Annotated in this window: 24 protein-coding genes and 2 riboswitches; of the genes, 11 read left to right on the forward strand and 13 right to left on the reverse strand. The window is 63.2% G+C overall.

Annotated features, from left to right (window positions below):
* Window positions 1-161: 161 nt before the first annotated feature.
* From ACQ4LH_RS08120 to ACQ4LH_RS08155, 8 genes are all read left to right on the forward strand, one after another.
* Entirely contained in the window at window positions 162-1532 is a 1371-nt protein-coding gene (locus tag ACQ4LH_RS08120; protein ID WP_430696781.1) for an MATE family efflux transporter, read from the forward strand.
* Window positions 1519-2547, forward strand: coding sequence for a GGDEF domain-containing protein (locus tag ACQ4LH_RS08125; RefSeq protein WP_430696736.1), 1029 nt, complete (start codon window positions 1519-1521; stop codon window positions 2545-2547). The genes ACQ4LH_RS08120 and ACQ4LH_RS08125 overlap by 14 nt, the downstream gene beginning before the upstream one ends.
* A gap of 28 nt (window positions 2548-2575) precedes the next feature.
* Window positions 2576-3031: a DUF2214 family protein gene (locus ACQ4LH_RS08130; RefSeq protein ID WP_430696737.1), complete on the forward strand. Its 456-nt coding sequence runs from the start codon at window positions 2576-2578 to the stop codon at window positions 3029-3031.
* A gap of 100 nt (window positions 3032-3131) precedes the next feature.
* The gene (locus tag ACQ4LH_RS08135) at window positions 3132-3377 is read left to right on the forward strand and encodes an exodeoxyribonuclease VII small subunit (RefSeq protein WP_160016186.1); all 246 of its coding nucleotides are present in this window, start codon (window positions 3132-3134) and stop codon (window positions 3375-3377) included.
* Window positions 3374-4261 carry a (2E,6E)-farnesyl diphosphate synthase gene (gene ispA, locus ACQ4LH_RS08140; protein ID WP_430696738.1) on the forward strand — a complete coding sequence of 296 codons (888 nt, stop codon included), beginning with the start codon at window positions 3374-3376 and terminating at the stop codon, window positions 4259-4261. Before ACQ4LH_RS08135 ends, ispA begins: the two co-directional genes overlap by 4 nt.
* A 191-nt stretch (window positions 4262-4452) precedes the next feature.
* The gene (locus ACQ4LH_RS08145) at window positions 4453-7740 is read left to right on the forward strand and encodes a carboxyl transferase domain-containing protein (RefSeq protein ID WP_430696739.1); all 3288 of its coding nucleotides are present in this window, start codon (window positions 4453-4455) and stop codon (window positions 7738-7740) included.
* A 94-nt stretch (window positions 7741-7834) separates the two neighbouring features.
* Complete coding sequence (gene dxs / locus ACQ4LH_RS08150) at window positions 7835-9733, forward strand: 1-deoxy-D-xylulose-5-phosphate synthase (RefSeq protein ID WP_430696740.1); 1899 nt, start codon at window positions 7835-7837, stop codon at window positions 9731-9733.
* A gap of 66 nt (window positions 9734-9799) precedes the next feature.
* Window positions 9800-10013, forward strand: a riboswitch (cobalamin riboswitch).
* Between the two features lie 100 nt (window positions 10014-10113).
* On the forward strand, window positions 10114-12024 hold the full coding sequence (locus ACQ4LH_RS08155) for a TonB-dependent receptor (RefSeq protein WP_430696741.1): 1911 nt from the start codon (window positions 10114-10116) through the stop codon (window positions 12022-12024).
* Between the two features lie 40 nt (window positions 12025-12064).
* On the opposite strand, the gene ACQ4LH_RS08160 is transcribed toward ACQ4LH_RS08155, so the two are convergent.
* From ACQ4LH_RS08160 to nrdR, 13 genes are all read right to left on the reverse strand, one after another.
* Window positions 12065-12862: a cobalamin-binding protein gene (locus ACQ4LH_RS08160; RefSeq protein WP_430696742.1), complete on the reverse strand. Its 798-nt coding sequence runs from the start codon at window positions 12860-12862 to the stop codon at window positions 12065-12067.
* Window positions 12862-13278 (reverse strand): MFS transporter, encoded by a 417-nt coding sequence (locus ACQ4LH_RS08165; protein WP_430696743.1) that lies wholly within the window; start codon window positions 13276-13278, stop codon window positions 12862-12864. Before ACQ4LH_RS08165 ends, ACQ4LH_RS08160 begins: the two co-directional genes overlap by 1 nt.
* Entirely contained in the window at window positions 13275-13895 is a 621-nt protein-coding gene (gene ribA, locus ACQ4LH_RS08170) for a GTP cyclohydrolase II (RefSeq protein ID WP_430696744.1), read from the reverse strand. The genes ACQ4LH_RS08165 and ribA overlap by 4 nt, the downstream gene beginning before the upstream one ends.
* 121 nt (window positions 13896-14016) lie before the next feature.
* On the reverse strand, window positions 14017-14664 hold the full coding sequence (locus ACQ4LH_RS08175; RefSeq protein WP_430696745.1) for a retropepsin-like aspartic protease family protein: 648 nt from the start codon (window positions 14662-14664) through the stop codon (window positions 14017-14019).
* A gap of 17 nt (window positions 14665-14681) precedes the next feature.
* A complete protein-coding gene (locus tag ACQ4LH_RS08180) occupies window positions 14682-15410 on the reverse strand; it encodes a substrate-binding periplasmic protein (RefSeq protein ID WP_430696746.1) in 729 nt (242 codons plus the stop codon).
* A gap of 18 nt (window positions 15411-15428) precedes the next feature.
* Window positions 15429-15959: a phosphatidylglycerophosphatase A family protein gene (locus ACQ4LH_RS08185; protein WP_430696747.1), complete on the reverse strand. Its 531-nt coding sequence runs from the start codon at window positions 15957-15959 to the stop codon at window positions 15429-15431.
* Window positions 15952-16920, reverse strand: a complete 969-nt coding sequence (thiL, locus tag ACQ4LH_RS08190) for a thiamine-phosphate kinase (RefSeq protein WP_430696748.1) — start codon at window positions 16918-16920, stop codon at window positions 15952-15954. The genes ACQ4LH_RS08185 and thiL overlap by 8 nt, the downstream gene beginning before the upstream one ends.
* A 177-nt stretch (window positions 16921-17097) precedes the next feature.
* Window positions 17098-17589, reverse strand: a complete 492-nt coding sequence (nusB, locus tag ACQ4LH_RS08195; protein ID WP_424482167.1) for a transcription antitermination factor NusB — start codon at window positions 17587-17589, stop codon at window positions 17098-17100.
* Window positions 17586-18062, reverse strand: coding sequence for a 6,7-dimethyl-8-ribityllumazine synthase (gene ribH, locus ACQ4LH_RS08200; RefSeq protein WP_087515564.1), 477 nt, complete (start codon window positions 18060-18062; stop codon window positions 17586-17588). The genes nusB and ribH overlap by 4 nt, the downstream gene beginning before the upstream one ends.
* Window positions 18063-18113: 51 nt before the next feature.
* Entirely contained in the window at window positions 18114-19208 is a 1095-nt protein-coding gene (gene ribBA, locus ACQ4LH_RS08205) for a bifunctional 3,4-dihydroxy-2-butanone-4-phosphate synthase/GTP cyclohydrolase II (protein ID WP_430696749.1), read from the reverse strand.
* Window positions 19209-19220: 12 nt separating this feature from the next.
* Window positions 19221-19883: a riboflavin synthase gene (locus ACQ4LH_RS08210; protein WP_430696750.1), complete on the reverse strand. Its 663-nt coding sequence runs from the start codon at window positions 19881-19883 to the stop codon at window positions 19221-19223.
* Between the two features lie 167 nt (window positions 19884-20050).
* Window positions 20051-20210, reverse strand: a riboswitch (FMN riboswitch).
* A gap of 117 nt (window positions 20211-20327) precedes the next feature.
* On the reverse strand, window positions 20328-21443 hold the full coding sequence (gene ribD / locus ACQ4LH_RS08215) for a bifunctional diaminohydroxyphosphoribosylaminopyrimidine deaminase/5-amino-6-(5-phosphoribosylamino)uracil reductase RibD (protein WP_430696751.1): 1116 nt from the start codon (window positions 21441-21443) through the stop codon (window positions 20328-20330).
* Between the two features lie 2 nt (window positions 21444-21445).
* On the reverse strand, window positions 21446-21910 hold the full coding sequence (nrdR, locus tag ACQ4LH_RS08220; protein WP_275962057.1) for a transcriptional regulator NrdR: 465 nt from the start codon (window positions 21908-21910) through the stop codon (window positions 21446-21448).
* A gap of 116 nt (window positions 21911-22026) precedes the next feature.
* Between nrdR and ACQ4LH_RS08225 the strand changes: the two genes are divergently transcribed.
* The 3 genes from ACQ4LH_RS08225 (at window position 22027) to trxA (ending at window position 24079) form a co-directional block, all read left to right on the forward strand.
* A complete protein-coding gene (locus tag ACQ4LH_RS08225) occupies window positions 22027-22482 on the forward strand; it encodes a YbaY family lipoprotein (protein WP_430696752.1) in 456 nt (151 codons plus the stop codon).
* Complete coding sequence (locus ACQ4LH_RS08230; protein ID WP_430696753.1) at window positions 22479-23135, forward strand: class I SAM-dependent methyltransferase; 657 nt, start codon at window positions 22479-22481, stop codon at window positions 23133-23135. The genes ACQ4LH_RS08225 and ACQ4LH_RS08230 overlap by 4 nt, the downstream gene beginning before the upstream one ends.
* A 71-nt stretch (window positions 23136-23206) precedes the next feature.
* Window positions 23207-24079: a thioredoxin gene (gene trxA, locus ACQ4LH_RS08235; RefSeq protein WP_430696754.1), complete on the forward strand. Its 873-nt coding sequence runs from the start codon at window positions 23207-23209 to the stop codon at window positions 24077-24079.
* Window positions 24080-24100: the final 21 nt, after the last annotated feature.

Raw genomic sequence — 24100 nt, forward strand, 5'->3', positions numbered from 1 at the left:
AGGCCTGACACTATAGTCGAGCCGCCTGCAGACAACTAAGTGTGCGCACGCAAAATTGCTTGGCAGCGCACGCCAGTCGATCAGTGTTTAATAACCCGCCTGTGACACGCGCCCGCGCATTTCGTTGCAGCCTCCGCTAATCAAGTTTGAGAACGCATTTGATAAACGCCGTACGCGATGCCTGGCAGCACACGCCCACCCATAAACGGGTGTGGGCACTGGCTGCGCCGATGATCCTCTGCAACCTTTCGGTGCCGCTGGTGGCGCTGGTCGACAGCGCGGTGATCGGTCACTTGCCGCACGCCCACCAATTGGCCGCCGTGGCCGTGGGCGGCAGCCTGTACACCTTGCTGACCTGGGCGGTGGGCTTTCTGCGCATGGGCACCACCGGCTTTAGCGCCCAGGCGGCGGGGCGCGGTGATGGCGGCGCGCTGCGCCAGGTGCTGCTGCAGGGTTTGCTGCTCGGCGTGCTGCTGGCAATCGTGCTGATCAGTCTGGCCATCCCCCTGAGCAGCGCTGCACTCGCGCTAATGCAGCCCTCGGCGCAGCTCGATGAACTGGCGCGCAGCTATCTGTATATCCGCCTGCTCGGCCTGCCCGCGGCGCTGGCCACCTACGCCCTGGTTGGCTGGCTGCTGGGCACGCAGAACGCCCGCGGGCCGCTGGCCATTCTGCTGACCACCAACCTGCTGAATGTCGCCCTCGACCTGCTATTTGTCCTCGGCCTGCACTGGGGCGTGGCAGGCGCGGCCTGGGCCTCGGTGATTGCCGAGTGGAGCGGCGCGCTGCTGGGCCTGTACCTGGCCCGTCGCGCCCTGCGCGCCTATGCCGGGACACTGGACTGGGCCGCACTACGCCGCTGGCTGAACTGGCGACCGCTGCTGGCGGTAAACCGCGACATCTTTATTCGCACCCTGGCGCTGCAGGCGGTGTTCTTTCTTATCACGGTGCAGGGCACCCGCCTGGGCGATGCCACCGTGGCGGCCAACGCCCTGCTGCTCAACGGACTGCTGCTGGCCGCCCACGCCCTCGACGGCCTGGCCCACGCTCTGGAGGCTTTGTGCGGGCATGCGCTGGGCGCCCGTGATCGCAGCGCGCTGCGCCGCACGCTGATTGTCGCCGGCGGCTGGTCGCTGCTTACCAGCCAGGGCTTTGCGCTGTTCTTCCTGCTGGGCGGGCACTGGTTTATCAGCCTGCAGACCAACATTGAGGTGGTGCGCGAGGCGGCGTTCGCCTACCTGCCGTACCTCGCCCTGCTGCCGCTGATTGCCGTGTGGAGCTACCTGCTCGACGGCCTGTTTATCGGTGCCACCCGCGCCCGCGAAATGCGCGATGCCATGCTTTTGGCGCTGCTGCTCAGCCTGCCGCTGGCCTGGGCGTTGCAACCGCTGGGCAACCAGGGTTTGTGGCTGGCCTTTCTGAGTTTTATGGGACTGCGCAGCCTCTGCCTGGGTGGCTATGCTTACCGCCTGACCCGTGCCGATCAATGGTTCGCCCCCAGCCAATCAGGAGCCCCTTATGCTCAGCCCTGAAATGCCCTGCGATGAAGTCCTGCGTCAGCAGATTCTCGATGACAACGAACTGATCGATACCCCCGCCGATCCCTACCTGGACACCCTGGTGCGCGTGGTGCGCGAAGTCTTCGCGGTAAAAACCGTGCTGATCAGTCTGATCGACCATGACCGCCAGTGGTTCAAATCGCGCATCGGCCTGGAGATCACCGAAACCCCGCGCACCATTTCCTTCTGTGCCCATGCGATTCTCGGCACCCAGCCACTGATCGTTGAAGACACCTACAACGACCTGCGTTTTCACGACAACCCGGTGGTGGTCAACAACCCGCAGATCCGCTTCTACGCCGGGCAACCGCTGTTTTCCCAGGAAGGCCAGCCGCTGGGCACCCTGTGCCTGATCGACCCGCGCCCCGGCCACCTGAGCGAGCAGCAGGTGCGCCTGTTTATCGACATGGCGACCCTGGTCGAGGGCTACCTGAAACTGCGCCATGTCAGCGAGCAGACCGCACAGCTGCGCGCGGCGCTGAGCCGTGAACAGCGCAAGACCATGCTCGACCCGCTGACCCAGCTGTGGAACCGCGCCGGCCTCAACCACTTTCTGCCCCGGCAGCAGGAGCAGGCCGACGATCTGGGCCTGCAGCTCGGCGTGCTGTTCTGCGACCTGGACTACTTCAAGAAGGTCAACGACAGCCACGGCCACGCCGCGGGCGATCAGGTGCTGTGGGAAACCGCACGACGCATCAGCGCCGCTGTGCGCCCGCAGGATGTGGTGACGCGCAGCGGTGGCGAGGAGTTCGTGGTGCTGCTGCAGGTGCATGATGAGCATGAGCTGCTGCAGATTGCCGAACGCATTCGCAGCGCGCTAAACAAGGAGCCGGTGAGCATCGACGAACTGCAACTCAACCTGACCATCAGCATCGGTGCTGCCTTGCGCGCCCCTCAGGAACCACCAAGCGCCACCATGAACCGCGCCGACCAGGCGCTGTATCAGGCCAAGGGCAATGGCCGCAATCGGGTCGAACTCGCCAACTGACCATCCAACCACGTGAAGGGACACCACCATGGGCCAAGCGCTTGCTGCCTACCTGCATTACCTGTCGATCTTCCTGCTGTTCGCCCTGCTCAGCATCGAGCATGTGCAATTCAAACTGCCGCTGGACCTGCGCCGCGCACGCAGCCTGATCATCACCGACATCGCCTACGGCATCTGCGCCGGCGTGGTGCTGTTTACCGGTCTGGCGCGGGTGCTGTGGTACGGCAAGGGTCTGGACTACTACCTGGGCAATAGCCTGTTTCACGCCAAAGTCGGCCTGTTTATCCTGGTCGGGCTGATTTCCGTGGTGCCGACCTTTGTCTTCCTCAACTGGCGCAACAGCCTCAAGGCCGGCGAAGTACCACAGGTCAGCCCAGCCAAGGCGCGCCTGGTGATCATGGTGATTCGCCTGGAACTGTTGCTGCTGCTCGCCATCCCATTACTAGCGGTACTGATGGCGCGCGGTCATGGCGTGATCGGCTGACAGCCAGACCTGCCACACGCCCCGCTGATTTGCCCGCACGGCATGGCTCTGCTAGTGTCGCGCCGGTTCCAATTCCCCGATCTACCTCGAGATATCCGCCATGGCCGCCCGCAAAAAAGCCGCGCTCGACTTCGAGCAATCCCTGACCGATCTGCAGAACCTGGTCGAACGTCTGGAAAACGGCGAGCTGTCGCTGGAAGACTCGCTGACTGCCTTCGAACAAGGCGTGCGCCTGACCCGCGATTGCCAGACTGCCTTGGCCCAGGCCGAACAGAAAGTGCAGATCCTGATGGAGCGCGACGGCGAGCTGGAGGAAGCCCCCTTCGACGCGGACCAGCAGGCATGATTGCGGCCTACCAGAGCAGCTGCCAGAACCGCGTCGATACCGCCCTGGAAGCCCTCCTGAGCAGCCCACGCCCGGAGCTGGAACGCCTCTACGCCGCCATGCGCTACAGCCTGTTCAATGGTGGCAAGCGCGTGCGCCCGCTGCTCGCCTACGCCGCTTGCGAAGCCCTCGGAGGCGAGCCGGATCGCGCCAATGCAGCGGCCTGCGCGGTGGAGCTGATTCACGCCTACTCGCTGGTTCACGATGACCTGCCGGCAATGGACGATGACGACCTACGCCGTGGCCAGCCGACCACCCACAAAGCCTTCGATGAAGCCTGCGCAATTCTCGCCGGCGATGGCCTGCAGAGCCTTGCCTTCGAAGTACTCGCCGACGTCACGCACAACCCGCATGACGCCGAGCTGCGTCTGGCCATGCTCAGCGCCCTGGCCCGCGCGGCTGGCCCGGCCGGCATGGTCGGCGGCCAGGCCATCGACCTCGGCTCAGTCGGCCAGACACTCGACCAGAACGCTCTGGAAATCATGCACCGACACAAGACCGGCGCGCTGATCGAAGCCAGCGTACAGCTTGGCGCATTGGCCAGCGGCCAGGCCGACGACCACGCACTCAAAGCCCTGCACACCTACGCCCGCGCCATCGGCCTGGCGTTCCAGGTGCAGGACGATATCCTCGACGTGGAAAGCGACACCGCCACCCTGGGCAAAACCCAAGGTAAGGACCAGGCCCACGACAAACCGACCTACCCAGCTCTGCTCGGCCTCGACGCTGCCAAGGCCTACGCCCTGGAACTGCGCGACCAGGCCCTGCATGCCCTACGGCCGTTCGACCAGGCCGCCGAACCGCTGCGTGATCTGGCGCGCTATATCGTCGAACGGCGCAGCTAACGCAGCGCAATGCCCATTGAGGGCAAGCCCGCTTCTACACGAATCACCGCACTCCGTAGGAGCGGGCCATGCCCGAGATCACTCCGCCCCTTATCACCCATATCAATAGCTCAACACTTACCCGCTAAGGCTTGGTTTACCTCACCCGCAGAGCGCCTAAGATGGCTGCAGAATAAAAATCTGGAGCCACCATGCCCGCTACTACCGCGCCCTTTGCCGCCCTGCTGATCGCCAATCGTGGCGAAATCGCCATCCGTATTGCCCGCGCTGCAGCCGAGTTGGGTATTCGCTCGGTCGCCGTATATGCCGAGGACGATGCCGCCTCCCTGCATCTGCGTCAGGCAGATAGCGCCGTCGCCCTCAAAGGTCGCGGCGTGGCGGCCTATCTGGATATGGATCAGCTGATCGCCATCGCTCAAGCTCAGGGCTGCGATGCCGTGCATCCGGGCTATGGCTTTCTCGCGGAAAACGCCGAATTCGCCCGCCGCTGCCAGGCCGCCGGGCTGTGCTTCGTCGGCCCCAGCAGCGAGGTGTTGCAGCTATTTGGCGACAAGGCGGCAGCGCGAGAGCTGGCCGAGCGCTGCGCAGTGCCGCTGGTGGCGGGGATCAATCGGCCGATCAGCCTGGATGAAGCCCACGGCTTTCTCGCCGAACATGGCGCGGTCATGCTCAAGGCCCTGGCCGGCGGCGGTGGCCGTGGCATGCGCCCGGTATTCGCTGCCAGTGAGCTGGATGAAGCCTTTGCCCGCTGCCAGTCCGAGGCTCACAGCGCCTTTGGCAATAACGCGCTGTATATCGAGCAGCTGGTCAGCCAGGCCCGGCATATCGAGATTCAGGTACTGGGCGACAGCACAGGCGCGGTCAGCCATCTATGGGAACGCGACTGCAGCCTGCAACGTCGTCAGCAGAAACTGGTGGAAATCGCCCCCAGCCCGGACCTGCCGGCCGCCACCCGCGAACGCATGATCGCGGCCGCGCTGAAGCTAGCCGGCGCGGCGCAGTACCAGGGCCTGGGCACCTTCGAATTTCTGCTGGATGCCGAGCAGCCCGAGCGCTTCTACTTTATGGAGGCCAACCCGCGTATTCAGGTCGAACATACCGTCACCGAGCAGGTCACTGGCATCGACCTGCTGCACACCCAGCTTAAACTAGCCGCAGGCATCTCCCTGCGCGAGCTGGGTTTGCTCACGCCGCCGGCCCTTAATGGCTGCGCCGTGCAACTGCGGATCAATCTGGAAAGCATGAGCAGCGATGGCAGCACCCGCCCGGCCGCCGGCACCCTGACGGCCTACCAGCCGCCCAGCGGCCCCGGCCTGCGCGTGGACGGCTATGGCTACGCCGGCTATCCGGTCAGCCCCAGCTACGACTCGCTGCTGGCCAAGCTGATCGCCCATGCGCCGGACTACCCCAGCGCCCTGCGCCGCGCCTACCGCGGGCTCTGCGAATTCCGCCTGGAAGGTGTGGCGAGCAATCTGCATCTGCTGCAGAACCTGCTGCGCCTGCCGCAGGTGGCGAGCTATCAGCTGACCACACGCTTTGTCGAAAGCCAGCTAAGCGAGCTGCTGGCCGCACAGCCCCAGGCTCACCCGCATCACTTCTTTGTCGGTGCGCAGGCGGCCAGCCAAGACGCCGAGCCGGTAGCGGACGCGCCGCCAGGCTGCCTTCCGCTGCTGACCCACAGCACCGGCGTGGTGGTCAGCCTGGACGTAGTCGAAGGCGATGCCGTGGCCATCGGCCAGAGCATCGCCGTGCTGGAAGCGATGAAGATGGAGTTTGTCGTCACTGCCAGTCATAGCGGCATCGTCCGCCAACTGGCCGTGCAGGTCGGCAGCGCGCTCAATGAAGGCCAGCCGCTGCTGTTTATGGAACCTGCCGAAGTCGACGCGGCCGCCAGCCAGAGCGAACAGAGCCTGGACCTCGATCATATCCGTGCGGACTTGGCCGAAGTGCTCGAACGCCACGCCGTGGCCCGCGACGAGCGCCGCCCCCTGGCCGTGGCCAAACGACGCAAGACCGGCCAACGCACCGTGCGCGAGAACCTGGCGGACTTGCTGGATGACGGCAGTTTCAACGAGTACGGCGCCCTGGCGATTGCCGCGCAACGGCGCCGGCGTTCGCTGGAAGAGCTGATAGAACAGAGCCCGGCCGATGGCCTGGTTGCCGGCACCGGCACGGTCAACGCCGCGGCGTTCGGCAGCCAGGCCGCGCGCTGCATGACCATCGCCTACGACTACACGGTATTCGCCGGCACCCAGGGCGTGATGAACCATAAGAAGACCGACCGCATGCTCGGCCTCGCCGCGCAGTGGCGCTTGCCACTGGTGCTGTTCGCCGAAGGTGGCGGCGGCCGACCGGGCGATACCGATTTCGTCGGCGTGGCCGGGCTGGACTGCCACACCTTTGTCGGCATGGCCAAGCTCTCCGGCCTGGTGCCGTTGGTGGGCGTGGTTTCGGGCCGCTGCTTTGCCGGCAACGCCGCCCTGCTTGGCTGCTGCGATGTGGTTATTGCCACTGACAACGCGACTATCGGCATGGCCGGCCCGGCGATGATCGAAGGCGGCGGCCTCGGTAGCTTTACCCCGGAGCAGGTTGGCCCGGTCAGCGTGCAGGGGCCGAACGGGGTGATCGATGTGCAGGTGGCCGACGAAGCCGAGGCGGTGCGCGTGGCCAAGCAGTACCTAAGCTACTTCCAGGGCGCGCTAAGCGAGTGGGACTGCGCCGATCAACGCCAGCTGCGCCACTTGATTCCGGAAAACCGCCTGCGCGTGTATGACATCCGCCAGGTGATCGCTACCCTGGCCGACCGCGACTCGGTGCTGGAGCTGCGCCGCCAGTTCGCCCCAGGGCTGATCACTGCCTTTGTCCGCATCGAAGGCAAGCCCTTTGGCCTGCTGGCCAACAACCCCGCGCACCTCGGCGGGGCCATCGACGCAGTGGCCGGCGACAAGGCTGCCCGCTTTATGCAGCTGTGCGACGCCTTCGATATCCCGCTGCTGTCGCTGTCCGACACGCCCGGCTTTATGGTCGGCCCAGAGGCGGAGAAACAGGCCACGGTGCGCCATGTGTCGCGCATGTTTGTCGCCGCGGCCAGCCTGACGGTGCCGTTCTTTACCGTGGTGCTGCGCAAGGGCTACGGCCTGGGTGCCCAGGCCATGGCCGCCGGCAGCTTTCATTCGCCGCTGTTTACCATAGCCTGGCCCAGCGCCGAGTTTGGCGCCATGGGTCTGGAGGGTGCGGTTCGCCTAGGCTTTGCCAAGGAACTGGCGGCCATCGAAGAGCCCGCCGCGCGTCAGCAGCTGTTCGACAAGCTGGTGGCCAAGGCCTACCAGAACGGCAAGGGCATCAATATGGCCAGCTTTCTCGAGATCGATGCGGTGATCGACCCCGTGGAAACCCGCGCCTGGCTGCTGCGCGGCCTCAACGCCACGCCCAAGCCCGCGCCGCGTGAAGGTAAAAAGCGCAGCGTCGATACCTGGTAATCCGCAGGATGCTGGACTGGCCGAACCATGTTTGGGCAGTTTCCGGCGCTTCGGGTAAACTGCCGCATCTTTTACACCTATAACGATCTGCCTGATGCCGACGACCTTCCACGAGATTCCCCGTGAGCGCCCGCTGACGCCCCTTCTAGACCGTGCCAATACGCCGGACGAGCTGCGCCGTCTGGGCGAAGCCGAGCTGGAAACCCTGGCCGACGAGCTGCGCCAGTACCTGCTGTATACGGTCGGGCAGACCGGCGGGCATTTCGGCGCGGGCCTCGGCGTGATCGAGCTGACCGTGGCCCTGCATTACGTTTTCGACACCCCTGATGATCGCCTGGTGTGGGATGTGGGCCACCAGGCCTACCCGCATAAGATCCTCACTGGCCGCCGCGAACAGATGGGCAGCCTGCGGCAGAAGGACGGCATCGCCGCCTTCCCACGACGCAGCGAGAGTGAGTACGACACCTTTGGCGTCGGCCACTCCAGCACCAGCATCAGCGCGGCACTGGGCATGGCTATCGCGGCACGTATCCAAGGCAGCAAGCGCAAGAGCGTAGCGGTGATCGGCGACGGCGCACTGACCGCTGGCATGGCTTTCGAGGCCCTGAACCACGCCAGCGATGTCAACGCCAATATGCTGGTGATCCTCAACGACAACGACATGTCGATCTCCAAGAACGTCGGCGGCCTGTCCAACTACCTGGCCAAGATCCTCTCCAGCCGCACCTACGCCAGCATGCGCGAGGGCAGCAAGAAGATCCTCTCGCGCCTGCCGGGTGCCTGGGAAATCGCGCGCAAGACCGAAGAACACGCCAAGGGCATGCTGGTACCGGGCACCCTGTTCGAGGAGCTGGGCTGGAACTATATCGGCCCGATCGACGGCCACGACCTGCCGACCCTGCTCGCCACCCTGCGCAATATGCGCGACCTCGACGGCCCACAGTTCCTGCATGTGGTGACCAAGAAGGGCAAGGGCTTCGCCCCGGCCGAGGCCGACCCGATTGGCTATCACGCGATCACCAAGCTGGAGCCGATCAACGCGCCAGCTGCACAACCCAAGCAAGCCAGCGGCCCGAAATACTCCAGCGTGTTCGGCCAATGGCTGTGCGATATGGCCGCACAGGACCCGCGCTTGGTCGGTATTACCCCGGCAATGAAGGAAGGCTCTGATCTGGTGGCGTTCAGTGAACGTTACCCCGAGCGCTATTTCGACGTCGCCATCGCCGAACAGCATGCGGTGACCCTGGCCGCCGGCATGGCCTGCGACGGCGCCAAGCCAGTGGTGGCGATCTATTCGACCTTCCTGCAACGCGCCTATGACCAGTTGATTCACGACGTGGCGGTGCAGCACCTCGACGTACTGTTCGCCATTGACCGCGCCGGCCTGGTCGGCGAAGACGGCCCGACCCACGCCGGCAGCTTTGATATTTCCTACCTGCGCTGCATCCCCGACATGCTGGTGATGACCCCCAGCGATGAAAACGAGCTGCGCCGTATGCTCACCACCGGCCACCTGTTCAACGGCCCTGCCGCCGTGCGCTATCCGCGTGGCAGCGGCCCGAATGCGGCCATCGAGCCGGGGCTGGAGCCACTGGAAATCGGCAAGGGCATCGTCCGTCGCCAAGGCAGCAAAGCGGCCCTGCTGGTATTCGGCGTCCAGCTGAGTGAAGCGTTCAAGGTGGGCGACGCACTCGATGCCACTGTGGTCGACATGCGCTTTGTCAAACCGCTGGATGAGGCCCTGGTACGCCAGCTGGCCGCCAGCCACGAGCTGCTGGTGACCATCGAAGAGAACAGCGTGATGGGCGGTGCCGGCAGCGCGGTCAGCGAGTTTCTCGCTCACGCCGGCATCCTCAAGCCAGTGCTGCATCTGGGTCTGCCGGACTACTACGTTGAACACGCCAAACCGGCGCAAATGCTCGCCGAATGCGGGCTGGATGCCGCCGGCATAGAAGCCGCCATCCGCGCGCGCCTCGCCAGCCTTTCTGCGTGAATACCGCTCATCCAGAGCTGAGTCAGGCTTGCTTGTAATTCATCCAACCGCGCATTAAGGTGCGCGGCGTTTTACTTCCGCCAAGGTGCGCCCCTTCCTGTTGAAGCGGCGTTAAACGGGAAGCCGGTGCGTTCTTTACGAACCATCCCGGCGCTGCCCCCGCAACGGTAATCGACCGCAGAGCCGTTCTGCACGTCACCTCAACGCCACTGGGTTATCCCGGGAAGGCGAGGCGGCGCACGTCGAGAGCCCGGAGACCGGCCTTGCTGGATGTGACTGGTGTTGCGGAGGGCATCACCGTCAAGCTCAGGCTGCGCCCGCGCGCCCGTTCTTGCCCCTGCCCTTCTCAAAAGTCGTTCGACCTTTTGAGGATTCTCTACGTGAAATTGTCCCGTCTTGCCCTGGCTGTGGCGCTTGCCCCTGGCCTGGCGCTGGCTGCCGAAGCGACGCAGCCCTATCAAGCCCAGCCGCTGGTGATTACACGCGCCACCCCGCTGCAAATCCCGGCACCGGCCAGCGTCGCCGTGATCAGCCGTGAGCAGATCGAAATCAGCGCTGCCAGCAGCTTGGTGGATGTGCTGCGCACCCAGGCGGGGCTGCAGATTCAAGACACGCTCGGTGACGGCAATCGGGTTTCTTTGAGCTTTCGTGGCTTCGGTGCCAATGCGGCGAACAACACCCTGGTATTGGTGGATGGCCGCCGGTTGAACAACCCCAGCCAGGAAGCCGCCAACCTCAATAGCGTGCCGTTGAGCAATATCGAACGAATCGAGATTATCCGCGGCGCCGGCAGCGTGCTGTACGGCGACCAGGCCGTGGGCGGGGTGATCAATATCATCACCCGTCAGCCCAGCGAGAATGAAGGCTACCTTGAGACCAGTCGCGGCAGCCACGATCTGGAAGCCTACCGTGGGCATTTCAACCAACAGCTGGGGCACGGCTTCTCGCTCTACGGCAGCGGCGAGTCCCGACATACTGATGGATATCGCGACAACAACAATGCCAGCTACAGCAATGCCTTTGGCCGCCTGCGCTACGACCATGACAATGGCTGGGCGCTGTACGAGCAGCAGAGCATCGATGACGAGTTGCGCTACCCAGGCCGCCTGACCGAGGCGCAACGCCGCGCCGACCGCAAAGCCGCAGGCTCGCCACAGGATTTCAACGACAGCAAGACCCAAGTACAGCGCCTGGCCTTCCAGCAGAGTCTGGGCACGCACTGGACCGCCGACTTCGACTACAGCTACCGCGACAGCGATGGCGTCGGCGCCCTGTTCGCCTCACCTTTTATCCAAGGCACTCGGGTGGAAAGCCTCAGCCCGCGCCTGACCGGCCACTGGAATAGTGACTTCGGCCGTGGTGAGTGGCTGCTGGGCCACGACCACATCAGCAGCGATTACGAACTCAGCTCAGTGTTTGGCGACACCCGTTCCAGCCAGACGCTGCGCGACTGGTACAGCCAACTGAGCCAACCGTTGTATCGGGATCTCACGCTGACCCTGGGCTACCGCACCAGTGAGGCGGAAGACCGCGACAGCGCGGTGGCGCGCGCCCATACCGACCGTGAAGACAGCAGCAGCATCGGCCTCAACTGGCAAGCCGCCCGCCACGTCCGGCTGTTTCTCAAACGCGAAGACGTACTGCGCTTCGCCAATGTTGAAGACAACGCCTTTACCCTGCCGGACGTCGACTTCCTCAAACCACAAACCGGAACATCCTGGGAAACGGGGGCCGAATGGCAGGACAGCGTTCAACGCTATCAACTCAGCCTGTACCGCCTCGACCTGGAGGATGAGCTGCTGTTCGACCCGCTCAATTTCGTCACCATCAACCTGGACCAGACTCGCCGCGATGGCCTGTTGCTGGAAGGCCAGCGCCAGCTCACTGAGCGTTTGAGCCTTAATGGACAGTACAGCTTCACCGACGCCCGCTACCGCGCCGGCGCATTCGAGGGCCACGACGTGCCCTGGGTCGCGCGACATACAGCCGGCATGAGCCTGAGCTATCAACTGCTGAAAGGACTGACAGGCTACGTGGAGAGCAACTACACCGGGCCGCGCTACCTGGCTGGCGACGACGGTCATGCCCTGGGCCGCGAAGGTGGCTACACCCTGTTCAATCTTGGCCTGAACTACGACTACCAGCAGTTCAACGCCAAGCTGCGCGTCAACAACCTGACCGGCAAGCGCTACGACAGCTACGCCTCCTATGCCGACTGGCTACCGGGTGGCAAAGGCCTCTATGCCGCCACCGAAGAAGACGTACAGCTCAGCCTGGGTTATCGCTTCTGACCATCAAGAGCGGGGCCTAGCCCATAGGCCCCCTTTTTAATCAGCGTGCCCGCTGCAATTGCTGGCAGAGTTTCTTCACAGCCCCAAGCATCTGAAAACTCGGTCGCTCCAGCCCCGCATCCGGCACCAGCCACAGCTGCTTACGCTCAACCGCCGCAACACCCGGCCAGATGCGCCAGGCGTCCAGCTGCCCTTGCACGCCGGCCAGTATCACCTCAGGGTTCGCTTGCAGCACCGCCTCCACGCTAACCTGCGGCGCCGGCAAGTTGAGCTCGGCAAAGACATTTGCCGCGCCACAGACACGCAGAGCGTCGCTGATGATCTGCTGCCCACCGATGGTGTACAGCGGCGTATCCCAGACCTGATAGAACAGACGCAACGGCTGTTCACGCTGATAGCGCTGACGCAACGCAGCCAGGCCGCTATTGAATTGCTGCTGTAGTTGCCGGCCCTGCTCGGCGCGGCCGATACGCGTGGCGATTTCGACGAAGTTCTCCGCCAGGTCGGCAAGCTTGCGTGGTTCGGCGATCAACAAGGGAATCCCCAGACGCTGCAGCTGCTGGCGTTGCGCACCACTGATGCTGTCGGGCCAGAGCAGCACCAGATCGGGTTGCAGTTCGAGCAGGCTTTCCAATTCAAGCTGGCCGTAACGGCCAACAGAAGGTAGCTGCGCGACCGCTGCCGGGCGCTCACCGCCATCGAGCAGGCCGACCAGCAGCTCGCCCGCTTCCAGCTCCAGCATGATTTCAGTCAGGGAGGGTGCCAAGGTCACCACCCGCTCGACCGCTGTTGCGGGCAACGCCAGCAACAGCAGCAGGTAGAGTGCGGCGGTACGCATCAACCGAGTTGGCGAGGAATGCGGTAGAGATAAAGCAGAACGATGCTGGAAATCGCCAGAAGGATCAGCGGAATCGCCTCCAGCCCGGCAAATACTGCAATGGCAGCGATCCAGGCCGGCAGCGCCGCGCCGAGAAAGGCCAGGCGGCGTACACGCGCCAGTTCCAGCCAGGCATCGTGTTCATCTGCTGTATCCAGGGCTTTCTCCGTGGCCACCAGCGCACGTTTGTAGGCGCTGAACAGCGGCAGACTGACAAACATCGAGGCGAGGCCGGCGATAAACAGCGGCATGGTCAGCAGGCCGGTTTTCTGCTCGGCACCAAACAGCAGGTTGAGCACAAACAGCGGCACCAGGGTCACGGCCAGTTGCCGCCACCACTCTAGCGCCAACCGCCGGCGCACTTCGCCGCGCGTCACAGGCTTTCCTCAACCTCGCCCTGGTGCAGGCTGCCGAGCATATGCCCGAGTTTGCCGGCCTTGGTGGCGAGGTATTTTTTGTTATGCGGGTTGTGATCGATCTGCAGCGGCACGCGGGTCGCCACATTGATGCCCATATCGCCCAGCGCCTTGACCTTGCGCGGGTTGTTGGTCATCAGCTTGAGTTGGGTGATGCCGAGGTGATCGAGCATCGGCAAGCAGATCGCATAGTCACGCTGATCGGCACCGAAACCCAGACGCTCATTGGCCTCAACGGTGTCGGCGCCGCCGTCCTGCAGCTCATAGGCGCGGATCTTGTTCAGCAGGCCAATGCCACGGCCTTCCTGACGCAAATAGAGCAGAACGCCGCGGCCTTCGTTGGCAATCGCGCGCAACGCCGCTTCAAGCTGGAAACCGCAATCGCAACGCAGGCTAAACAGCGCATCGCCGGTCAGGCATTCGGAATGCAAACGGCCCAGCACGGGGGCGCCATCGGCCACATCACCAAAGGTCAGGGCTACATGTTCCTTGCCTGTGGCCGTTTCGAGAAAGCCATGCATGGTGAATACGCCAAACGGCGTAGGCAGCTGGGAGGCGGCGACAAACACGACGGACACCGGATGCTCCTAAAGAAATGGGCAGGGAAAATCAGGCCGGCATTGTAACAGCAGGCCCTGGCAGCCGCTTAGCCTGAATTATTGATGATAAAGATCGAGCCAACGCGAGGTTACCCAGGCGCTAGTACTTGGACTCCAGCACCAGCACATCCTGCTCGACCTTCCAGCCAACGCGGCTAAGGAAGCTCATGCCGAGCAAGGCCTCGGTGGGCGAGCCGCCTTCCAGCACCACGGCCTCGACACCCAGCACTTCCAGTTCACCGATCTTGACCCGGTCCAACGTTACGCGCCAGCCGCGAGCGGTACCGCTGGCGGTATTGACCTGCAAGGGCGCGCCGATCACTCGGTAATCGATCCCGAGGCGACGCGCATGCTCGTCATTCAAGGCCACCGAGGTGGCGCCGGTATCCACCAGAAACTGGATGGACTGGCCATTGACTGAGCCCGCCACCCAGTAATGACCACCGATGCCTTTGGCCACACTGAGTTGCTTCTTCTGCGCCTCGGCAAAGCCTTCGCTGTACTCGCGGCTCAGGCTGTAGCTGCGCTCCACGCCATCGACACGCAATACCGCACCACGGCTATCGGCACTGACCACCACCACGCCGCCTGGGCCAACCTGGCCGACTTTAACCAGCTTGCGCTGACCGTCAACATTCAACACCGCAGCGCCAGGAAACAGGCCGACAACCCGCACCTGGGTGGCCGCCATCGCCCCACTGCTAATTAGCAGCGGCAGGCTCAATAACAGTACTTTCAAGGCGTACATGGAACGTCTCGCACAGGTTAGTCAAATGGATAAGGTTGCTGCCAACGCTGGAAAATCGGCCGCAGGCTGCCGTTCGCCACCAGGCTATCCATGCGCTTATCGAACAGCTCAGCCAGAGTTCGGCCTCGCGGGGTGTCGGCAAAGCCCAGGTAGATCGGCAGCTTAGTCAGCTGGGTAACACGGTAGCGATCAGGCTGACTGGCCGTGCTAAGCACATCCTCGACCTCGGTCAGGGCATCGAGATAGAAATCGACATGGCCCATGTCCAGCATGCCGAGGATACCGCTACGGCGCAGCACTTCGCGGTACTGGCGCAAATTTGGCAGATAACGCTGGTATTCATAGCCGCGCATCCAGGCCAAGCGGTACTCGCCGAGGGAATCCAGGCTGGGGATGGGTTTATCCCGCAAGCCCAGGGCGGCAATCTGGTCGGCGTCGTAGTTCCAGCGCGGATAGAACACGCCCTGCTCGACTTCATTAAGGTAGGAGCCCGCCCAGGCATCAGCAGCGCCACGCTGCACCAGGCCAATGGAGCGAGTGTAAGGCACGCTCTGGATATCCAGTTGCACGCCAGCAGGCTCGAATACCGCGCGAAAAATCTCCCAGGCCATCCCACTGCCATCGGCATGGGTATGCCCTTCCCAGGTTTCGCTGGCAATACGGATCTGCGTCAGCTCAGCCGCGCCAACCAAACCGCTGGCAAAGCTGATTACCGACCACAGCACCCACCGACAGCAGCGGCCCATTCGCGATCCCTTTCTGAGTTACCAGCCCAGCGCAGCAGCCAGCCCATTGGCCCAGCCCCAGACAATCAGCTGCAGGGACATCCAGGCGAACACCCCGGCGAGCACGTCATCGAGCATGATGCCGACACCGCCATGCACGTGTCGATCAACCCAGCTAATCGGCCAGGGTTTGATGATGTCGAACACACGGAACAATACAAAGCCTAGCAGCAGCCAGCCCCAGCCGTCCGGCACCAGCCAGAGGGTGATCCACATACCGACCATTTCATCCCAGACGATGCCTTCGTGGTCGTGCACCCGCAGATCATCCGCCACCTTGCCGCACAGCCAGAAGCCGAACAGCATGGTGATGCCGAGCATCAGCCAGTAGCCCCAGTCCGGCAGCATCTGCAACAGCGGAATAAACGGCAGCGCCACCAGAGACCCCCAGGTGCCAGGGGCTTTCGGCAAGGTGCCGGAGCCAAAGCCGAAGGCCAGGAAATGCCAGGGATTGCGCCATACCGAAGGCGGTACGAACTCGGCGGGGACTTGCTTGGGATGATCAGTCACTGGCACTTCCAAAATGTTGATAGCCGCTGCGTGGCAGCTGCACGGGCTGGCCTTGCGAGTCCAGCAGAGTAACGCCCTGGCCGGCCACAACACGACCAATAACTCGCACAGGCCAGCCCGCCTGTTGCAAATCCGCCAGATTCGCTGCCGGCAGAGTGAATGCCAGACGGTAATCATCGCCACCACTTAATGCGCACTGGCGCGCCGCCGACTCCCCGACAAATGCCAGCAAGGCGGCAGACATCGGCACCTGCGCCTGCTCAATCAGCAGCGCCACACCAGACGCTGCGGCGATATGGCCACAGTCAGCCAGCAAGCCATCGGAGATATCCAGCGCGGCTGTGGCCTTGCCACGCAGCGCCAGGCCCAGATCGAGCTGCGGCATAGGCGACCAGTAGCGCGCCAGCAGCGCCTCGGCCACTGCTGGCTCGGTTTGACGTTGCCCGAGCACCAGCGACAAAGCGCCTGCGGCATCGCCCAACTCACCGCCGACACAGAGCAGATCACCGACCTGCGCACCTTTGCGAGTCAGCGCCATACCCGTCGGCACACGGCCGAAAACGGTCAAGGTCAAACTTAGAGGACCACGGGTAGTATCGCCGCCGATCAGACGAATCGCGCAGTGCTGCGCCATCTGATCCAGGCCACGGGCAAAGCCCTGCAGCCAATCCGGCTCGGCACTGGGCAAGGTCAAGGCAAGGGTAAAGCCGACAGGCGCAGCGCCCATGGCGGCCAAATCACTGACCGAAACGCCGAGCGCGCGTTGGCCCAGCAAAAACGGATCAGGCGATTCGGGGAAATGCACCCCAGCGACCAGGGTGTCGGTAGAAATTGCCAGCTGCTCGCCAGCCGGCAATTGCAGCAGGGCGCAGTCGTCGCCAATACCCAATGCCACGCCTTCGCCAGCCTGCGCACAGGACGCAGCGGCGAAGTAGTGACTAATCAGCTCGAACTCACCCATGAGATGGCAACGATCTGCTGCGCGTCGGCCCTGCTGCGTTAAAAGCAGACTCGGAATGCTCATGTGCTACAGCACACTCCGCCTCCTCGCCTGCTTTGACCAGCCGAAGGCTGTTACTACGTAGCGCCTTGCAGGACTCTAGCTCGCAAGATCGTAAATCAAGCATCCAAAAAGACCTTAACGCTTGTTAGCGCGAACTTCGTCCGCGCGCAAACGCGGTGCCAGCTTGTCCAGCACACCATTGACGAACTTGTGCCCGTCAGTGGCGCCAAACACTTTGGCCAGTTCGATACCTTCGTTGATCACCACGCGATAGGGAATATCGATGCGGTTTTTCAGCTCGTAGGTCGACAGACGCAGGATCGACAGTTCAACCGGGTCGATCTCGTCCAGCGGACGGTCAAGCAGCGACTCGAACGCGCCATCGATCTCGGTCTTCTGCCGCGGCACACCGTGCAGAATCTCGTGGAAGTAGGCACCGTCCACTGCAGTGAAATCGTTATCGACGCGGAACTGCGCTTCGATCTCGTTCAACTGCTGCCCAGCCATGTGCCAGGAGTACAGGGCCTGCATGGCCAGGGTGCGCGCCTGACGGCGCGCGAGGGTCTTAGTGCTGGGACCTTTTTTCGGCGCTTGTGGCTGCTGCCCGTTACCGTCGTTCTGGCTCACTTGGCCTCCAACTGCGCCAGCAGGCTGACCATTTCCAGGGCGGACAATGCAGCTTCCGCGCCCTTGTTGCCGGCCTTGGTGCCGGAACGCTCAATGGCTTGCTCAATGGAATCGACAGTCAGTACGCCAAACGCAACCGGTACGCCGAACTCCATGGACACCTGGGCCAGGCCCTTGGTGCATTCGCCAGCAACGTATTCGAAGTGCGGAGTGCCGCCGCGGATCACTGCACCGAGGGCGATGATGGCGTCGAAATCGCCACGCTGAGCGACTTTCTGCGCGACCAACGGGATTTCGAAGGCACCCGGCGCGCGGATGATGGTGATGTCGCTTTCGCTCACGCCGTGGCGAACCAGGGCGTCAACTGCGCCGCTTACCAGGCTTTCGACAACGAAGCTGTTAAAGCGGCCGACGACCAGTGCAAAGCGGCCCTTGGGGGCGATAAAAGTACCTTCGATGGTCTTCAGGGTCATAACGCGTCTCGTCTATTTAAAGAGCCGGGCCGCCAGTGGCGACCCTTGGGATTATTTGGAGGGCAGGTATTCTACAACTTCCAGGTCGAAACCGGATATTGCATTGAACTTCATTGGCGAACTCATCAGGCGCATCTTGCGCACGCCGAGGTCACGCAGAATCTGCGAACCGGCACCGACGGTGCTGTAGGTGGTCGGATTGGCGACTTTTGCCTCACCGCCCAGCTGGCGCTCCAGGTGGGCCAACAGGTCCGGGCCGGTCAGCGGGTTGCCCAACAGCAGCACCACGCCGCTACCATCCTTGGCCACTTCGGCCATGGCCGCACGCAGGCTCCAGCGCCCCGGCTGGTTGACCATAAACAGGTCACGCAGCGGGTCCATGTTGTGCACCCGCACCAGGGTCGGCTGTTCCGCACAGATTTGGCCCAGGGTCAGCGCCATGTGCACGTCGTTCTCCACCGAATCACGATAGGTCACCAGATTGAACTGGCCCAGTTCGCTGTCGAGCACCTGCTCGCTCACGCGCTCAACGGTGCGTTCGTGGATCAGCCGGTAGTGGATCAGATCAGCGATGGTACCGATCTTGATGCCGTGCTCGGCGGCGAACACTTCCAGCTCAGGGCGACGCGACATGGTGCCGTCGTCGTTCATGATCTCGCAGATCACCCCACTCGGCTCGAAACCGCCCATGCGCGCCAGGTCGCAGGCCGCTTCGGTGTGGCCGGCACGCGCCAGTACGCCGCCAGGCTGGGCCATTAGCGGGAAGATATGACCGGGGCTGACGATATCGTCGGCCTTGGCGTTTTTCGCAGCAGCAGCCTGCACGGTACGCGCGCGGTCAGCAGCGGAGATGCCAGTGGTCACCCCTTCTGCAGCTTCGATGGAGACGGTGAACTTGGTGCCGAAACCGGAACCGTTACGCGGCGCCATCAGCGGCAGCTTGAGGGTTTCGCAGCGCTCGCGGGTCATCGGCATGCAGATCAGGCCACGGGCGAAGCGCGCCATAAAATTGATATGTTCGGCGGTCACACACTCGGAGGCGATGATCAGATCGCCTTCGTTCTCGCGGTCCTCGTCATCCATCAAGATGACCATCTTGCCGGCGCGGATGTCTTCGACCAGTTCTTCAATACTGTTAAGAGCCATGCTGGCGATTCCTTATTTGTTCAGGTAGCCGTGTTCGGCGAGAAAACTTGCGGTCATGCCCGAGGCTTTCGGTTCGGCAGCCTTGTCACCGAGCAGCAGACGCTCCAGGTAACGGGCCAGCAGGTCCACTTCGAGGTTGACCTGACTGCCAGGGCGATAGTCGACCATGATGGTCTCGGCCAGGGTGTGCGGCACGATGGTCAGCTCGAATTCAGCGCCGTTGACCGCATTGACGGTCAGGCTGGTGCCATCAACGGTGATCGAGCCTTTGTGGGCGATGTACTTGGCCAGCTCGCGCGGCGCGCGAATGGTGAACTGCACGGCACGGGCGTTATCGGCGCGGGCGATGACTTCACCGACACCATCCACATGGCCGCTGACCAAGTGGCCACCGAGGCGACTGGTAGGCGTCAGCGCCTTTTCCAGATTGACCTTGCTGCCGGCTTTCAAGCTGATAAAAGCGGTATGCGCCAGGGTTTCGCGGCTGACATCGGCCCAGAAACCATCGCCCGGCAGCTCCACGGCCGTCAGGCATACGCCGTTGACCGCAATGCTGTCGCCGAGCTTGACGTCGGCGAGATCCAGCTTGCCGGTCGCCACATACACCCGCACGTCGCCACCCTTGGGCGTCAGTGCGCGGATGCTGCCAATCGATTCGATTATGCCGGTAAACATGCCACCCCCTGCGTCGCGCCCACGGCAAAGCACTGGCGAACAACGCCAGAAGCCCGGGGCACGGAATAAAAATCAGACATCTAAACCAACTCCTGTTTTATAAAAAACAGGGCGCGTTTGATCGATAGGGATTTCGAGGCACGCCTGAACGCGCCTTGTTGAGGCAATCCCGCTCTCTCTTTATCCGGACTTTAACCGTCGGCCCCGGAATCACACCGGGTCTGCTGACCTTGCCAAGCGGCTTACACCACCCTGACAAGCGCTCGCGGGCTAGGCCTTGCAGCCATTACCGCCGGTGGGGAATCACACCCCGCCCTGAGAACGTTACGGCTACTTGCGCAGCCGAGACGCGTTTTACCACAAATTGCCGACGCCCTGCATCGGCAAACGACAGGATGAATGGCGTGCCATCGCTAATGACTCGTCATCGCTCATAGTCGCCCATCAAACAGCCGGCTGTGGCACCGCGATAATCCGCCAGTCATCACCGACTGCGCGCATCTCGACGATTTTCAGCGCGGGTGCATCGGCCATCCGCGCCAACGGCAGGTCGAGCAACGGCCGCGCACTGGAACCAAGCAGTTTGGGCGCAACAAACAGCTGGTACTCATCCACCAGGCCCAGGCGAGCAAACGCCCCGGCTAGACGCGGCCCGGCTTCCACCAGCACCTCATTAGCGCCACGACTGGCCAGCTCGACCAGCAACCGACGCAGGTCAACATGCCCGTTGCTGCCCGGCACGGCCAATAGTTCATGTCCATCGTCCAGATAGCGATCACGTGCCGAGGCCGCCGCGCAGGTCGCCACCATGGCGGCACCAGCCTGGAAGAACGGCACGCTGAGCGGCACGCGCAAGCGTCCATCGACCAGCACCCGCAGCGGCGGCCGGGCCTGGGCCAGGGCACTCAGCTCGGCGCCCAGACCGAGTTCGTCGGCGCGCACGGTCAGCCGTGCATCATCGGCCAACACCGTATCGGCACCGGTCAACACCACACTGGAGCGCGCACGCAGGCGTTGCACAGCAGCACGCGCGGCAGGCCCGGTAATCCACTGGCTTTCGCCACTGGCCATGGCGGTACGCCCATCCAGGCTCATCGCCAGCTTGACCCGCACAAACGGCAGGCCTTGTTCCATTCGTTTGATAAACCCAGCATTCAGCGCGCGCGCCTCGGCTTCAAGTACGCCGCTCTGCACCGCGATACCCGCGTGCATCAAACGCAGCAGGCCATCACCGCCAACCTGCGGGTTGGGGTCCTGCATGGCGGCTACGACGCGAGTGATCCCGGCATTGATCAGCGCATCGGCGCACGGCGGCGTGCGCCCGTGATGGCTGCAGGGCTCCAGGGTGACGTAGGCCGTCGCGCCACGGGCCTTTTCGCCGGCCTGGCGCAGCGCGTGTACTTCGGCATGGGGCTCGCCTGCGCGGGCATGCCAGCCTTCGCCAACGATGCGCCCATCACGAACGATCACGCAGCCAACGCGCGGATTGGGGTGGGTGGAGTACAGGCCTTTACGGGCCAGCTCCAGCGCGCGAGCCATAAAGGCGTGATCTGAATTCATCGTCAACCTTTGGCAGGTTCGCGGGACAGACGGTCGATTTCCTCGCGGAACTCGTTGAGGTCCTGAAAGCGTTTGTACACCGAAGCGAAACGGATATAGGCCACTTCATCGAGCTTCTGCAGCTCGCCCATCACCAACTCACCGAGTACCAGCGATTTGATCTCGCGTTCACCGGTGGCGCGCAGCTTGTGTTTGATATGGGCGATGGCCGCTTCCAGCCGCTCAATGCTCACCGGGCGCTTCTCCAGCGCACGTTGCATGCCGGCGCGCAGCTTGTCTTCATCAAAGGGCTGGCGGCTGCCGTCCTGCTTGATCAGACGCGGCATCACCAACTCGGCGGTCTCGAAGGTGGTGAAGCGTTCTTCACAGGCCAGGCATTCACGCCGACGACGCACCTGCTCACCCTCGGCTACCAGGCGCGAGTCGATCACTTTGGTGTCATTGGCGGCGCAAAAAGGGCAATGCATAAATAAAGCTAGCCTTAGAACGAAAGAGGCCATGGTAGCGCATCCCGCAGGCAAGACAAGCCGAGGGGTTTGCGGTATACAGGCGCCCATGCAAACCAGCGGAGTTGATAGCCACGATGAAAAACCCTACGCCGTTACAACCGCTGATTTTACTGAGCCTGATCGCTCTGCTGACCGCCTGCGCCAGCGACAGCCCGCCGCCCGCCAAACCCACCCCGCCCGCACCGGTTCAGGCCCCGGCCGAAGCCGCGCCGCTGCCGGCCTATCAGCGCGAGCTGAGCGGCAGCTTGTTGAATGTGCCCAATGAGGCGGATGTCGAGCTGGCCCTGCTGGCGGTCGACGAGCGCGGCCGGCCGCAGGCGCTGCTGGGCAATATCCAGCTGCGCGGCACTGGTAATCCGCTAGCGTTCCGCCTGCCGTTCAACCCGGAAACCTTCAACAAACACAGCCGCATCGAGCTGCATGGCCGCGCCAATCAGGCTGGCCGGCTGATTCTGCGCCTGCCCGAGCAACCGATTGCCCGCGGCGAAACCCAGAACCTCGGGGAGTTGCGCCTGGTACCTGCGCCATGACAGCACCGGCCGCCCTGCAGGCTGCGCTCAGCGAACTACTGGGTGACGCCCAGCTCAGCGCGCAAACCCTGCCCGGCACGGAGATCAAGCTGTGGCTGATCGATCCGGCGAACATGGACCGCTGCTTCAGCCCGGAAGAAACTCGCCTGATCCTCGAAGAACCGCCCTACTGGAGCTTCTGCTGGGCCAGCGGGCTGGTCCTGGCGCGCTGGCTGGCCGAGCACCCTGAGTGGGTGCGCGGCAAGCGCGTGCTGGATTTCGGTGCGGGCTCAGGTGTGGCGGCGATTGCGGCAGCCAAAGCCGGCGCGCTGGAAGTAGTGGCCTGTGACCTTGATCCATTAGCGCTTGCATCCTGTCAGGCTAATGCCGCACTCAACAATGTGCAGCTGAGCTACTCCGCAGACTTCTTTGCCGAGGCTGACCGCTTCGACCTGATTATCGTCGCCGACGTGCTATACGACCGCGCCAACCTGCCGCTGCTCGACCAGTTCCTCAGTCGTGGACGTGAAGCGCTGGTGGCAGATTCACGCGTGCGCGACTTTCAGCACCCGCTGTATCAGCGCCTCGGCGTGCTAGAGGCCTGTACCTGGCCGGACCTGGCAGAGCCGGCTGAGTTTCGTCATGTCAGCCTGTACCACGCCGAACGCAGCTAGCAGCCCTTGTATCCGCCAGCCCTAGCCCGCATTTATAGTCCATCCCATTTTTCGCATCGCCGAGACCGATCATGAGCACGTCCCCTTACATCGTTGATATCGCAGGCAGCGCCAGCTTCGAACAGCTGGTGATCGAGAATTCGTTCCAAAAGCCGGTGCTGGTGGACTTCTGGGCCGAGTGGTGCGCGCCGTGCAAGGCGCTGATGCCGCTGCTGGCGAAGATCACCGAGGAATACAACGGCGAGCTGCTGCTGGCCAAGGTCAACTGCGATATCGAACAGGACATCGTTGCGCGCTTCGGCATCCGCAGCCTGCCCACCGTGGTGCTGTTCAAGAATGGCCAGCCGGTGGACGGCTTTGCTGGCGCGCAGCCTGAGTCGGCGATTCGCGAAATGCTCAAACCCCATGTGGCCGAACCGGCACCGGCGGCCGCCGACCCGATGGAGGCCGCACAAGCGCTGTTCAGCGAAGGCAGCTTTGCCGATGCCGAAGCGGTGCTCAAGGTGCTGCTGACAGAAAACAATGAACACGCCGCCGCGCTGATTCTCTATGCGCGCTGCCTGGCCGAGCGCGGTGAGCTGGGCGAAGCCGAAGCGGTGCTGGGCGCGGTAAAAGGCGATGAACATAAACAGGCCCTGGCCGGTGCCCGCGCGCAGCTGACCTTTCTACGCCAGGCAGCCGAACTGCCAGATGTTGCCAGCCTGAAGACCCGCCTGGCGCAGAACGCCGAAGACGATGAAGCGAGCTACCAGCTCGCGATCCAGCAACTGGCGCGCCAGCACTACGAGCCGGCGCTCGACGCCCTGCTCAAGCTGTTTATCCGCAACCGTAGCTATGCCGACGGCCTGCCGCACAAGACCCTGCTGCAAGTTTTCGATCTGCTCGGCAATGATCACCCGCTGGTCACTGCCTACCGGCGCAAGTTGTATCAGGCGATTTACTGATCACAACAACCGTCGATGGCT

Source organism: Pseudomonas peli (assembly GCF_050563605.1).
Taxonomy (GTDB): domain Bacteria; phylum Pseudomonadota; class Gammaproteobacteria; order Pseudomonadales; family Pseudomonadaceae; genus Aquipseudomonas; species Aquipseudomonas peli_A.